The organism is Streptomyces camponoticapitis (assembly GCF_014646115.1).
In the GTDB taxonomy this organism is placed as follows: Bacteria; Actinomycetota; Actinomycetes; order Streptomycetales; family Streptomycetaceae; genus Streptomyces; species Streptomyces camponoticapitis.
Genome location: NZ_BMMV01000004.1, coordinates 104,939 through 117,751, shown reverse-complemented (window position 1 = coordinate 117,751; position 12,813 = coordinate 104,939). Strand labels below are relative to the sequence as shown.

General features: G+C 70.2%; 9 protein-coding genes. 3 read left to right on the top strand and 6 right to left on the bottom strand.

What is annotated here, in order from left to right; translation table 11 throughout:
* The first annotated feature begins 36 nt into the window (after nt 1-36).
* Nucleotides 37-1,257 (top strand): thiolase family protein, encoded by a 1,221-nt coding sequence (locus IEY79_RS07570; RefSeq protein WP_189106552.1) that lies wholly within the window; start codon nt 37-39, stop codon nt 1,255-1,257.
* Nucleotides 1,254-3,380, top strand: coding sequence for a 3-hydroxyacyl-CoA dehydrogenase NAD-binding domain-containing protein (locus IEY79_RS07565; protein WP_189106551.1), 2,127 nt, complete (start codon nt 1,254-1,256; stop codon nt 3,378-3,380). The genes IEY79_RS07570 and IEY79_RS07565 overlap by 4 nt, the downstream gene beginning before the upstream one ends.
* 78 nt (nt 3,381-3,458) lie before the next feature.
* On the opposite strand, the gene IEY79_RS07560 is transcribed toward IEY79_RS07565, so the two are convergent.
* Nucleotides 3,459-4,616, bottom strand: a complete 1,158-nt coding sequence (locus IEY79_RS07560; RefSeq protein ID WP_229700730.1) for a PLL family lectin — start codon at nt 4,614-4,616, stop codon at nt 3,459-3,461.
* Between the two features lie 101 nt (nt 4,617-4,717).
* Between IEY79_RS07560 and IEY79_RS07555 the strand changes: the two genes are divergently transcribed.
* Nucleotides 4,718-5,110 (top strand): NYN domain-containing protein, encoded by a 393-nt coding sequence (locus tag IEY79_RS07555; RefSeq protein ID WP_189106550.1) that lies wholly within the window; start codon nt 4,718-4,720, stop codon nt 5,108-5,110.
* Here IEY79_RS07555 and IEY79_RS07550 read toward each other — a convergent pair.
* From IEY79_RS07550 to IEY79_RS07530, 5 genes are all read right to left on the bottom strand, one after another.
* Nucleotides 5,086-6,660 carry a glycosyltransferase family 39 protein gene (locus tag IEY79_RS07550; RefSeq protein WP_189106549.1) on the bottom strand — a complete coding sequence of 525 codons (1,575 nt, stop codon included), beginning with the start codon at nt 6,658-6,660 and terminating at the stop codon, nt 5,086-5,088. The two genes, IEY79_RS07555 and IEY79_RS07550, sit on opposite strands and share 25 nt — an antisense overlap.
* 47 nt (nt 6,661-6,707) lie before the next feature.
* Nucleotides 6,708-8,171, bottom strand: coding sequence for an amino acid permease (locus IEY79_RS07545; RefSeq protein WP_189106548.1), 1,464 nt, complete (start codon nt 8,169-8,171; stop codon nt 6,708-6,710).
* 195 nt (nt 8,172-8,366) lie between these two features.
* Nucleotides 8,367-10,298 (bottom strand): 1-deoxy-D-xylulose-5-phosphate synthase, encoded by a 1,932-nt coding sequence (gene dxs / locus IEY79_RS07540; protein WP_373292496.1) that lies wholly within the window; start codon nt 10,296-10,298, stop codon nt 8,367-8,369.
* 244 nt (nt 10,299-10,542) lie between these two features.
* Nucleotides 10,543-11,835 (bottom strand): sugar ABC transporter permease, encoded by a 1,293-nt coding sequence (locus IEY79_RS07535; RefSeq protein ID WP_189106547.1) that lies wholly within the window; start codon nt 11,833-11,835, stop codon nt 10,543-10,545.
* On the bottom strand, nt 11,832-12,620 hold the full coding sequence (locus IEY79_RS07530) for an ATP-binding cassette domain-containing protein (protein ID WP_189106546.1): 789 nt from the start codon (nt 12,618-12,620) through the stop codon (nt 11,832-11,834). Before IEY79_RS07530 ends, IEY79_RS07535 begins: the two co-directional genes overlap by 4 nt.
* Nucleotides 12,621-12,813: the final 193 nt, after the last annotated feature.

The following is a 12,813-nucleotide window of genomic DNA, read 5'->3' as shown; positions in this document are numbered from 1 at the left end:
AGCAGAGCCACCCCCGCACCCTGGAGGAGAGCCATCGTGCCTCGTACCGTCAGGGACGTCGTCTTCGTCGACGGCGTCCGCACCCCGTTCGGCAAGGCGGGCCCGAAGGGCATCTACCACGAGACCCGCGCCGACGACCTGGTCGTGAAGGCGATCCGGGAGCTGCTGCGCCGCAACCCGGACCTCGACCCCGCGAAGATCGACGAGGTCGCCATCGCCGCGACCACCCAGATCGGCGACCAGGGCCTGACCATCGGCCGTACCGCCGGCATCCTCGCCGGGCTGCCGCAGTCCGTGCCCGGCTACTCGATCGACCGTATGTGCGCGGGCGCGATGACCGCCGTGACGACCACCGCGGGGTCGATCGCCTTCGGCGCGTACGACATCGTCGTCGCCGGCGGTGTCGAGCACATGGGCCGCCACCCGATGGGCGAGGGCGTCGACCCGAACCCGCGGTTCGTCTCGGAGAAGCTCGTCGACGAGTCGGCCCTCTTCATGGGCATGACCGCGGAGAACCTGCACGACCGCTTCCCGCACATCACCAAGCGGCGCGCCGACGAATACGCCGTGCGCTCGCAGGAGAAGGCCGCCAAGGCGTACGCGAACGGCAAGATCCAGCAGGATCTCGTGCCGGTGTCGGTGCGCCGCACCAGCCCCGAGGGCGGCGAGACGGGCTGGGGCCTGGCCACCGAGGACGAGCCCATGCGGCCCGGTACGACGCTGGAGTCCCTGGCCGGGCTCAAGACCCCCTTCCGCCCGCACGGCCGTGTCACGGCCGGCAACGCGGCCGGTCTCAACGACGGCGCCACCGCCTCGCTGATCGCCTCCGAGGAGTTCGCGCGTGAGGCCGGGCTGCCGGTCAGGATGCGCCTCGTGAGCTACGCGTACGTGGGTGTCGAGCCGGAGGTGATGGGCTTCGGCCCGATCCCCTCGACCGAGAAGGCGCTGGCCAAGGCCGGTCTGTCGATCGGTGACATCGGTCTGTTCGAGATCAACGAGGCCTTCGCCGTGCAGGTGCTGGCCTTCCTCGACCACTACGGGATCGCCGACGACGACCCGCGCGTCAACCAGTACGGCGGCGCCATCGCGTACGGCCATCCGCTGGCCTCCTCCGGCGTACGTCTGATGACGCAGCTGGCCCGGCAGTTCGAGGAGCAGCCGCAGGTCCGCTACGGCATCACCACCATGTGCGTCGGCTTCGGCATGGGCGCGACGGTCGTCTGGGAGAACCCGCACTTCGACGGAGGAAACAAGTGAGCACCGCTGAACTCCTGAAGGGCGCGGCCGAGCTGTTCCCGGACGAGGTCGTCACCCAGGCGCACGTACGCCACCTGGAACTCCCCGGCGGGGTGGGCACGTTCGCGCTCATCACGCTGGACAACGGCCTGGACCACACGAAGCCGACCACGTTCGGCCCGCAGTCGCTGGCGAACGTGGACGCGGCCATCACGCAGGTCGAGGCCGAGGCCGCCGAGGGCCGGATCGTCGGGGTCGGTGTCACGGGCAAGCCGTTCATCTTCGCCGTCGGCGCCGACCTCAAGGGCGTCGAGCTGCTGAAGCGGCACGAGGACGCGCTGGCCATCGGCAAGGGCGGCCATGACGTCTTCAAGCGGCTCGCGGGCGTCGCGGTGCCGACGTTCGCGTACTACAACGGCGCGGCGATGGGCGGTGGCGTCGAGATCGGGCTGCACTGCTCGTACCGCACCGTCTCCGCCGCGCTGCCCGCCTTCTCGCTGCCCGAGGTCTTCCTCGGTCTCGTCCCCGGCTGGGGCGGCTGCACGCTGCTGCCGAACCTGATCGGCGCCGACCGCGCTGTCACGGTGATCATCGAGAACTCGCTCAACCAGAACAAGCAGCTCAAGGGCGCGCAGGTCTACGAACTGGGCATCGCCGACGCCCTGTTCGAGGGGGCGGACTTCCTGGAGCAGTCACTGCTGTGGACCGCGTCGGTGCTGAGCGGCGAGCTGACGGTCGAGCGTCCGGAGATCGACCGGGGCGAGGCGTGGGACCAGGCCGTGGCGCGCGGCCGGTTCGTGGCCGACTCCAAGGTGCACGGCGCGGCCCCCGCCGCGTACCGCGCGCTGGACATCATCGCCGCCGCCAAAAACGGTGACCTCCAGGCCGGTTACGACGCCGAGGACACCGCTCTCGCCGATCTGATCATGGGCGGCGAACTGCGGTCCGGGATCTACGCGTTCAACCTCGTACAGCGGCGGGCCAAGCGCCCGGCTGGCGCGCCCGACAAGTCGCTCGCGCGGCCCGTCACCAAGGTCGGTGTGGTCGGAGCCGGCCTGATGGCCTCGCAGTTGGCGCTGCTGTTCCTGCGCAGGCTCGAAGTCCCCGTGGTGCTGACGGACATCGACCAGGAGCGGATCGACAAGGGTGTGGGCTACGTCCACGCCGAGATCGACAAGCTTCTCGGCAAGGGCAGGATCAATCAGGACAAGGCCAATCGCTACAAGGGCCTGGTCACGGGAGTTCTGGAGAAGGCCGACGGTTTCGCCGACGCCGACTTCGTCATCGAGGCCGTCTTCGAGGAGATGGGCGTCAAGCAGAAGGTGTTCGCGGAGGTCGAGGCGGTCGCCCCGGCGCACGCGATCTTCGCCACGAACACCTCGTCGCTGTCGGTCTCCGAGATGGCGTCGAAGCTGAAGAACCCGGAGCGGGTCGTCGGCTTCCACTTCTTCAACCCGGTCGCGATCCTGCCGCTGCTGGAGATCGTGCGCGGCGAGGAGACGGACGACGCGTCGCTGGCGACGGCGTTCGGGGTCGCGAAGAAGCTCAAGAAGAGCGCGGTGCTGGTGAAGGACGCCCCGGCGTTCGTCGTCAACCGCATCCTCACCCGCTTCATGGGCGAGATCCAGAACGTCATCGACGAGGGCACCCCGGTCGACGTGGCGGAGCGGGCCGTCGAGCCGCTGGGTCTGCCGATGTCGCCGCTGGTGCTGCTGGAGCTGGTCGGACCCGCCATCGGTCTGCATGTCTCCGAGACCCTTCACCGGTCCTTCCCGGACCGTTTCACGGTGTCGGAGAACCTGGCGGCCGTGGTGAAGGCGGGCAAGCGGGGCTTCTACGTGCACGATTCCGGGAAGCCGGAGCTGGACCCGGAGGTCGTGGCGCTGCTCAAGCAGGGCGACAAGGTGCTGACGGAGGACCAGACCCGGGCGCGCGTGCTCGACGCGGTGGCGCAGGAGATCGGTCTGATGCTGGAGGAGGGCGTCGTCGCCGAGGCCCAGGACATCGACCTGTGCCTGCTGACGGGCGCGGGCTGGCCGTTCCATCTGGGCGGCATCACACCGTACTTGGACCGGGAGGGCGTCTCGGAGCGGGTGAACGGGAAGAAGTTCCTGGCCCCGGGTGTGGCCGGCGTCCCAGTCTGACGGACGGTGAGCGGGCCGGGTCCGGCGGAGGTTTCCGCCGGACCCGGCCCGCTTCGGTTCGCGGCGGGAGTCGTCGCGTCAGACGCGGGACCACGCCTCCAGGGCGAGTCCCGGCTCCGCCTTCTGGCGGGCCACGCGCAGGGCGCCGTCCTTGCCCACCGCCGCCATCACGACGCGTCCGCGGCCGTCCAGGGCCAGGGCGGGGGCGCCGACGCACTCCTCGCCCGTCGGGGTCCAGGTGACGCCCGCCGCCTCGTTCTCCGTCGGGTACGCGGCGAGCAGGGGGCGTCCGTCGAGGCCGCGTTGGGCCAGGATCGTGCAGTCGTGGCCGTCGACGGGCGTACGGAGCAGGGCGATCGGGCCGGTGCCCGGGCCGCCCAGCGGGGCGGTCTCGCCCTCGTCGAGCCGCCAGGCGTGCACCGTACGGTCGTCGGTGTCGCGCCAGTAGTGGGTGAGCCGGTCCACGCCGGTGCGTTCGGAGCTGAGCGTGCCGGGGGCGACGCGCGCCGCGAAGCTCTTCAGGTCGCGTTCGGGCTTCGCCGCCACCTTCGGCTGCCGCCAGCGCATCACCGCGTTGTCGGTCGGGGCCAGGACCTCGATCAGACCGTCCTCGCCCACGACGGCGGACGCCTCGCCGGTCATCCTGGACCCCTTGAGGTCCGCCCACGCGAACCAGGCCCCGGTGGGCTTCTGGAGCCGGGCCGACAGGCCGCGGCCCGCGTTGCGGGCGAAGAGGTACAGCGAGCCGTTGGGGTCGATCACCGCCCCGGGCAGGCCCAGAAGGCCTCCCCTGGCGAGGTCCTTCGGGTACGGCGTACCGAGCGCCTGCCAGTCCCGCAGCGGGCGGCCCGTCTGGAACTGCACCGCGTACACGACGTCCGTACGGATCTGCCCGTCGTCCGTGGGTGTGCGCCGCATGCCCACGAGATGGACGTAACCCTGGGCGCCGCTGGCGATGGAGAGGTACGGCAAGAGGCCCGGGGCCGGGAGCAGTTCGGGGCCCGACCAGCTCGGACCGCCGAGCCGGTCCTCCGTCCACCGCAGCACACCGTCGTCGACGGGCGCGTACGCGGTGAGCCTGCCGTCCTTGCCGCGCAGCAGCCAGCCGGTGGTCGCGGGCACCACACCGTCGGCCGTGGGAACGGGAATCGACTCAGCGGGCCGGCCGCCGGTGTCCGGGGCCTCGCCGGGGCCCCGACCGGATCGTTTCGACGTCCGTGCGGACCGCAGTGCCATGACCCACTGCCACCTTCCCAGCGCATGAAATTTCCCCGACGATAGCATTCGCGGGTGACGCGGAACCGTACCGCCCCGGCTGGTTGTGGCACGCTCCTGAGGTGCGGATTCTACTGATTGTCGACGGGGCGAACGTGGTCGGTTCGGTGCCCGACGGATGGTGGCGCGACCGGCGCGGGGCGGCCGGGCGGCTGCGGGACGCACTGGTGCCGCTCGCCGGGGACGGTCTGCCGGACTCCGGGATTCCCGGACCCCTCGAAGTGGTGCTGGTCGTGGAGGGGCGGGCGCGGGGCGTGGAGTCCGTGCCAGGTGTACGCGTGGAGGCCGCGCCCGGCAGCGGCGACGACCTGATCACGGAACTGGCCGCGGGCGCGGGAGAACGCCCGTGTGTCGTCGTCACCGCCGACCGGGAGCTGCGGCGCCGGGTCGAGGCGTACGGGGCGCGCTGCGTCGGGCCCCGTACGGTGCGTCAGCTCCCGGAGGAGCGGACGTAGAGGACCGTGCCCTCGACGGTGCCGGGAAGCGGCTCGTACTGTCCGGCGAGCAGCCGGCGCAGGGTGGGGAGGCGGTCGGGGGCGTACGGCTTGCCCCGTGAGTCGTCGACGATCAGCGCGGGTGGCCGCGCCCTCATCTCGGCGGCGAAGATTTGCCAGGCGCCGGGCACCGAGTACGCCTCGCCCACCTGTGGCCCGTCCCTGCCGCCGCTGAAGTTAGTGAGGAGCCCGGCGGTCAGATAGCGGCTGGCGGGGGCCCGGTCGGCGAGGTGGTACGTCTGCGGGTGCATCCCCCACACGAGGACCCGGTCCGTCGGGGCGCTGTGTTCCCGTACGGCGGTGGCGACGCGTTCGGCGTGGGTGAGTTCGGAGCGGGGGGCGAAGACGGCCCAGACCACGAAGCACGCGCCGACCCACGCGGGTACGGAGAGAACCCTCCTGAGCCGTTCGTGGCGCAGCGAACGCAGGGCGGCGGTCGCCAACAGGGCGATGGGGGGCAGGAGTTGCAGGAAGTAGTGGCCGAAGAAGTGGAAGCCGACGGCGACGGCTCCGGCGGACGCGCCGAACCAGACCCAGAGATCGACCAGGCCCGCGGAGGCCGGCGGGCGGCCGATGCGCAGGGCCCTGCGGACCGGCGGGAGGACGCCGATGCAGCAGAGGCCGAGGATGAGGCTGTTGACCACCGCCCGGACGAGTACGTGGAGTTCGGATCCGTCGAGGGAGAAGGCGTACGCCCCCGATCCGGTGACCGTCCAGAAGAGGAAGCCCGCCGGGTCGGTCAGGAGCGCGGCCGTGACGACCGGGGCGGCGAAGCCGACTGCCGTACGCAGGAGGCCCGTTCGCAGCGGGGCGCGGCTCGGGGCGGCTCCGTGGGCCCGCCAGAGCAGCCAGAGCACCGGGACGAGGACCACGCCCCCGGTCTGCTTGGTGAGGAACGCCCCCGCGACGGCGAGCCCGGCGACGCCCCAGCGGCCCCGGTCGGCGCAGAGGACGGCCGCCGCCGTGAAGGGCAGTATGACGACCTCGAAGGTGACGGCCTGGGTGTCCTGCGGGATGAACCCGACGGAGATCAGCAGGAAGACCACCCCGGCCGTGACACCGGAGCGGTCGCCCCAGCGGCGCCGGGCGAAGGCGGCGAGCAGGGCGGCCGTGGTGAACTGGGCGGCGACGGCGAGGAGTTTCATCACCTGGGCGGATCCGTCGCCGAGGAGCACGAACGCCGCCTCGTACAGCCAGGGCAGCAGGGGCGGCTTGCGGTCGACGACGGTCTCGTACAGCTCTCCGCCCTCGGCCAGTATCCGGGCCTGCACGGCGAGATAGCCCTCGTCGGGGCTCCAGAAGGAGTGCAGGAAGGACGGGAGGCGGACGGTGAGGGCGACGGCGGCCAGGAAGGGCAGCAGCCGCCGCCAGAAGCCGTACGCGGGTGTGCGGGCGGGCTCGGGACGGACCGGGCCGGGTCGGGGTCCGCGAGGTCTGGCGGGTCCCGGGACGGTCGGACGGGGCCGGGTGGGGGAAAGGTTCGGTGCGGCGGAGGACGGCTCGACGGACATGCGTGACTTTCGTGCGGCGGGGGGATGCGGTAATGAGTGACGGAGCGTCAGACTGACTTGCCCAGGCGGCTGTTGCGGCGCCCGTAGCCGAAGTACACGACCACGCCGACCGCCATCCAGATGGCGAAGCGCAGCCAGGTCTCGGCGGGCAGGTTGAGCATGAGCCAGAGCGAGGCCATCACGGACACGGCCGGCAGCCACGGCACCAGCGGGGCGCGGAAGGACCTCGGCAGGTCGGGACGCGTACGGCGGAGGATGACCACACCGATCGCGACGACGACGAAGGCGAAGAGCGTGCCGATGTTCACCAGCGACGCCAGCTCCTCGATGCTGGTGAAGCCCGCGACGATCGCGATGATCACTCCGAGCAGGACCGTCGAGCGGTACGGGGTGCGGAACCTGGGGTGGACGTGCGAGAAGATCCGCGGCAGCAGCCCGTCACGGCTCATCGCGAAGAACACCCGGGTCTGGCCGAGCAGCAGGATCATGCACACGGTGGTGAGGCCGACGGCGGCGCCGAAGCTGATGACACCCGCGTAGAAGGGATGTCCGGTGGCTTTGAAGGCGTCGGCGAGCGGTGCGTCGACGGTGAGTTCGGTGTAGCGCTGCATGCCGGTGACGACGATGGAGACGGCCACGTAGAGGACGGTGCAGATGAGCAGCGAGCCGATGATGCCGTGCGGCATGTCGCGCTGCGGCACTTTCGTCTCCTCGGCGGCCGTGGCGACGATGTCGAAGCCGATGAAGGCGAAGAAGACGACGGAGGCGGCGGTGAAGATGCCCATCACGCCGAAGTTGGTGGGCGCGTAGCCGAACATCAGCTGGATCAGCGGGGATGCGAGTCCGGCGCCCGCGGGCTGCTCCTGGGCCTTGGGGATGAACGGTGAGTAGTTCGCTGAGTCGATGAAGAACGCGCCGGCGATGATGACGATCAGGACCACGGTCAGTTTGACGGCCACGACGACCGCGGTGACGCGCGCCGAGAGCTTCATCCCGAGGACGAGGATCGCGGTCAGCAGCAGGACGAGGAGGAACGCCAACAGGTCGAAGCCGAAGCCCGTTTCCTCGTTGGTGCCCGCGAGGGAGTCGGGCAGGTGCCAGCCCGCGTTGTCGATGAGCGACTGTACGTAGCCCGACCAGCCGACGGCCACCACGGCGGTGGCGAGGGCGAATTCGAGGACCAGGTCCCAGCCGATGATCCAGGCGGGGAGTTCGCCGAGTGAGGCGTAGCTGAAGGTGTACGCGGACCCGGCCACCGGCACGGTCGACGCGAACTCCGCGTAGCAGACGGCCGCGAGGGCGCAGACGACGCCCGCGGCGACGAAGGCGAGGGCGGTCGCGGGGCCGGCGTTGTTCTTGGCGACGGCGCCGGTGAGGACGAAGATACCGGTGCCGATGATCACGCCGACGCCGAAGACCGTCAGATCCAGCGCGGAGAGCGACTTCCTGAGCGCGTGCTCGGGCTCTTCGGTGTCCCGGATGGACTGTTCGACGCTCTTCGTGCGGAACATCGAGTTTCTTCTGGGACCCGTGTCGTGCTGGGTGGTCACCGGCGTACCTCCGAGTGCGTGGTTGCCGCCATGATCGAGAGGTCCTCGGCAACGCCGGTGCCACAGAGCGTTTTTTTCACACGGATGGGCCGGTCGGACCACCCGTACAGGGAGTCCGACCGGCCCGTCCGCCGGTGCGTTTCCTACCCGCTCGTGTCAGTCGCGGGTGATCTCCTCGGCCGCGAGTTCACCGGTCATACGTCCGTCGATCCGCGACACGAGGCCAGTGACCTGGCGCGCGATGTCCGGGGCCGTCAGCCCGATCTCGGCCAGCAACTCCTTGCGCGAGGCGTGGTCGAGGAAGCGGGACGGGATGCCGAAGTCCCGCAGGGGGATGTCGATCCCGGCGTCGCGCAGCGACTGCGCGACGGCCGAACCGACGCCGCCCGCACGGCTGTTGTCCTCGACGGTGACGACGACCCGGTGCTGCTCGGCGAGCGGGGGGAGCGCCTCGTCGACGGGCTTGACCCAGCGCGGGTCGACCACGGTCGTGGAGATGCCCTGCTTGTCGAGGAGATCGGCGATCTCCAGACACATCGGGGCGAGCGCGCCGACGGACACCAGCAGGACGTCCGCCGGGCCCTCCGACGGGCGGCGCAGCACGTCCATGCCGCCGACCTTGCCCACGGCGGCGACCGCGGGACCGACGGCGCCCTTGGAGAAGCGCACCACGGTCGGGGCGTCGTCGACCAGGACGGCCTCGCGGAGTTGGGCCCGTACCTGGTCGGCGTCGCGCGGGGCGGCGATCCGCAGATTCGGCACGCACTGGAGGATCGACATGTCCCACATGCCGTTGTGGGAGGCGCCGTCGGTGCCGGTGATGCCGGCCCGGTCGAGGACGAACGTCACTCCGCAGTTGTGCAGCGCGACGTCCATCAGGACCTGGTCGAAGGCGCGGTTGAGGAAGGTCGCGTACACGGCGAAGACGGGGTGGAGTCCGCCGGTGGCCAGACCGGCCGCCGACACCGCCCCGTGCTGCTCGGCGATCCCCACGTCGTACACCCGGTCCGGGAAGGCCTTCGCGAACTTCTCCAGGCCGACGGGCTGGAGCATCGCGGCGGTGATGGCGACGATGTCCGCGCGCTCGTTGCCGAGTTTGACCATCTCCTCGCCGAACACCGAGGTCCAGTCGACGCCGGAACTGGCGATCGGCAGACCGGTGTCGGGGTGGATCTTGCCGACGGCGTGGAAGCGGTCGGCCTCGTCCTGGAGCGCGGGCTGGTAGCCGCGGCCCTTCTCGGTGAGGCAGTGGATGATGACGGGGCCGCCGAAGCGCTTGGCGCGCTGGAGGGCCGACTCCATCGCCTCCACGTCGTGTCCGTCGATCGGGCCGACGTACTTGAGGCCGAGGTCCTCGAACATGCCCTGGGGGGCGATGAAGTCCTTGAGGCCCTTCTTCGCGCCGTGCAGGGTCTCGTAGAGGGGGCGGCCGACGACCGGGGTGCGCTCCAGGATGTCCTTGCCGCGGGCCAGGAAGCGTTCGTACCCGTCGGTGGTGCGCAGGGTCGCGAGATGGTTCGCGAGGCCGCCGATGGTTGGCGCGTACGATCGCTCGTTGTCGTTGACGACGATGACGAGCGGCCGGTCCTTGGCGGCGGCGATGTTGTTCAGCGCCTCCCAGGCCATGCCGCCGGTGAGCGCGCCGTCGCCGATGACGGCGACCACGTGGTCGTCGCGGCCCAGCACCTGGTTGGCCTTGGCGAGGCCGTCGGCCCAGCCGAGGACGGTCGAGGCGTGCGAGTTCTCGATGATGTCGTGCTCGGACTCGGCCCTGGACGGGTAGCCGGAGAGGCCGCCCTTGCTCTTGAGTCTGCCGAAGTCCTGACGTCCTGTGAGCAGCTTGTGCACATAGGACTGGTGGCCGGTGTCGAAGAGGACCTTGTCCTTGGGCGAGTCGAAGACCCGGTGCAGGGCGATGGTCAGCTCCACGACCCCGAGGTTGGGACCGAGGTGTCCGCCGGTCTTGGAGACGGCGTCGACGAGGAAGGACCGGATCTCTCCGGCGAGCTGCTCCAACTGCTCCGGGCCGAGGCGGTCCAGATCACGCGGGCCCTTGATCCGGGTCAGCAGGTCCCATCCGTCGCCCACCGCCGCCTCGGGCGGTCGCGCTGCGCGCGGCTGTGTCACCGTGCCTCCTTGCGTTGAACTGATCTGGCATACCGGTCCGCCGAGTCTAATGTTCCCGTTGCCACGGGCGTCATCGGGCCGCACGTGATTCACCGTACGAGCATCTGTTCGTATGTCAGACGTACGACCGTCGAACGCGTCACCACCACACGAACGCGCCCGGTACCGGGCCTCCGGTACCGGGCGCGACGTGCGGGGACAGCTGTCAGGCGCGACCAGCGGTCTTCTGGGTCTTCCGGGTGACGGCGTCGATGACGACCGTGGCCAACAGCACACCACCGGTGATCATGTACTGGATCGGCGAGGCGATGCCCTGGAGGGCGAGACCGTACTGGATCGAGGTGATGACGAGCACACCGAGCAGCGCGTTCCAGGTGCGGCCCCGGCCGCCGAAGAGGCTGGTGCCGCCGATGACGGCCGCGGCGATGGCGTTCATCAGCAGCTCACCGGCGCCGGCGCCCTGGTTGGCGGAGGTGATCTTCGAGGCGATGAACAGACCGCCGATGGCGGCGAAGGTGCCCGCGATGGAGAAGACCGCGACCCGGACGCCGATGACGCTGATACCCGCACGGCGCGAGGCCTCGACGCTGCCGCCGAGTGCGAAGACCTTACGGCCGAAGGAGGTACGGCGGAGCACGAAGTCCGTCACCACCAGCACGACCAGGAAGATCAGCACCGCCAGCGGCAGGCCCTTGTACTGGTTGAACATGATCGCCGCCGCAAAGGCCAGCACGGCCAGCAGCGCCGTACGGACGATGATCTCGCTCAGCGGCCGGGACGGGACACCCGCGGCGGCCCGGCGGCGGTTGTCGAAGAACGACGAGAGGAAGAAGCCGGCCACCGCGATCACCGCGAGCGCGTAGGCGGCGGCGACGTCGGAGAAGTAGTAGCCGGTCAGCTTGGCGACCAGGCCCTCGGAGTCAAGGTTGATCGTTCCGTTGTCGCCGAGGATCTGGAGCATGAAGCCGTTCCAGAACAGCAGACCCGCCAGGGTCACGGCGAACGCGGGTACGCCCACCCGGGCGAAGAAGAAGCCGTGCAGGGCGCCCGCGGCGGCGCCGGTGAGGATCGCCAGGATCAGCGCGAGCCACTCCGCCATGCCGTGCGTGACGGCGAGGACCGCGAAGACGGCGCCCGCCACACCGCTGACCGAGCCGACCGACAGGTCGATCTCGCCGAGCAGCAGGACGAAGACGATGCCGACCGCGATCATGCCGGTGCCGACCATGGCGACCGAGATGTCGGAGAGGTTGCCGGCGGTGAGGAAGTTCGAGTTCAGGCTGGTGAAGATGGCCCAGATGATGATCAGGCCGACGACGACCGGTATGGAACCGAGGTCACCGCCGCGCATCTTGCGCTTGAACTCCGACAGATAGCCGGCGAAGCCCTGCTCGCGGACGACGAGCCGGGGGTCCACGGCGACCGTCGCCGCGCCGGCCGCGGGGGCGGGCGCGTCGTCGGCGGGGCCGACGGGTGCGGAGGTCTTGTCGAGACTCACTTCTTAACCTCCACGTTGCGCGCCGCGCGTCGGGTCACGGCGTTGTCCGTGGCACCGGTGATCGCGGAAATGATGTCTTCCTGCGAGGTGGTGGCGACGTCGAAGAAGCCGTTGTTGCGGCCCAGCCTGAGCACGGCGACCTTGTCGGCGACCGCGCGGACGTCCTCCATGTTGTGGCTGACCAGGATCACGGCGTAACCGCGCTCCCGCAGCCGCTCGACGAGGTCGAGGACCTGGGCGGTCTGCTCGACACCGAGGGCGGCGGTGGGCTCGTCCAGGATCACCAGCTTGGGCTCGCCGAGCATGGACCGGGCGATGGCCACCGTCTGGCGCTGGCCGCCGGAGAGCGAGGCGATCGGGATGCGCACGCTGGGGATACGGATCGACAGCGTGGTGAGCAGCTCGCGGGCGCGGCGCTCCATCTCGACCTCGTTGAGGACACCCCAGGAGCGCAGCTCGCGGCCGAGGTACAGATTGCCGACGACATCGAGGTTGTCGCACAGCGCGAGGTCCTGGTAGACCGTCGCCACGCCCAGCTCCTGGGCGTCGTGCGGCTTGTTGATCGCGACCGACCTGCCCTCCCACTCGATGACGCCGTCATCGATGGGGTGGACTCCGGCGATCGTCTTGACGAGCGTGGATTTGCCGGCGCCGTTGTCGCCCACGAGGGCGACGACCTGTCCGGCATGGACCTCAAGCTCTACGTCGGTGAGCGCCTGCACGGCACCGAACCGCTTGGAGACCCCTCGCAACGCCAGCACGGGCGTAGCGGTCACGTAAACCATCTCCTTCGCCGCCTGGCCGGCGGGGATACCGCGCCCTGGGGGTGGTGGGCACGGGGGTCGAGCAGAAGAGAGAACTGCGGGTGACACACGAAAAGCCGTGAAGTGGTCCGTCCGGCGCCCCGCCCGGTAGCGGGACAGTTGAGGGCGGGGCACCGGACAGGCTTCAGGGCGGGTTTCCGCGGTCCTACTGGCT

What these genes read in the sequence shown, in the direction of transcription:
- IEY79_RS07560 (WP_229700730.1), bottom strand. Translation starts at nt 4,616, where the DNA reads ATGGCACTGCGGTCCGCACGGACGTCGAAACGATCCGGTCGGGGCCCC.
- IEY79_RS07550 (WP_189106549.1), bottom strand. Translation starts at nt 6,660, where the DNA reads ATGTCCGTCGAGCCGTCCTCCGCCGCACCGAACCTTTCCCCCACCCGG.
- IEY79_RS07545 (WP_189106548.1), bottom strand. Translation starts at nt 8,171, where the DNA reads ATGTTCCGCACGAAGAGCGTCGAACAGTCCATCCGGGACACCGAAGAG.
- IEY79_RS07530 (WP_189106546.1), bottom strand. Translation starts at nt 12,620, where the DNA reads ATGGTTTACGTGACCGCTACGCCCGTGCTGGCGTTGCGAGGGGTCTCC.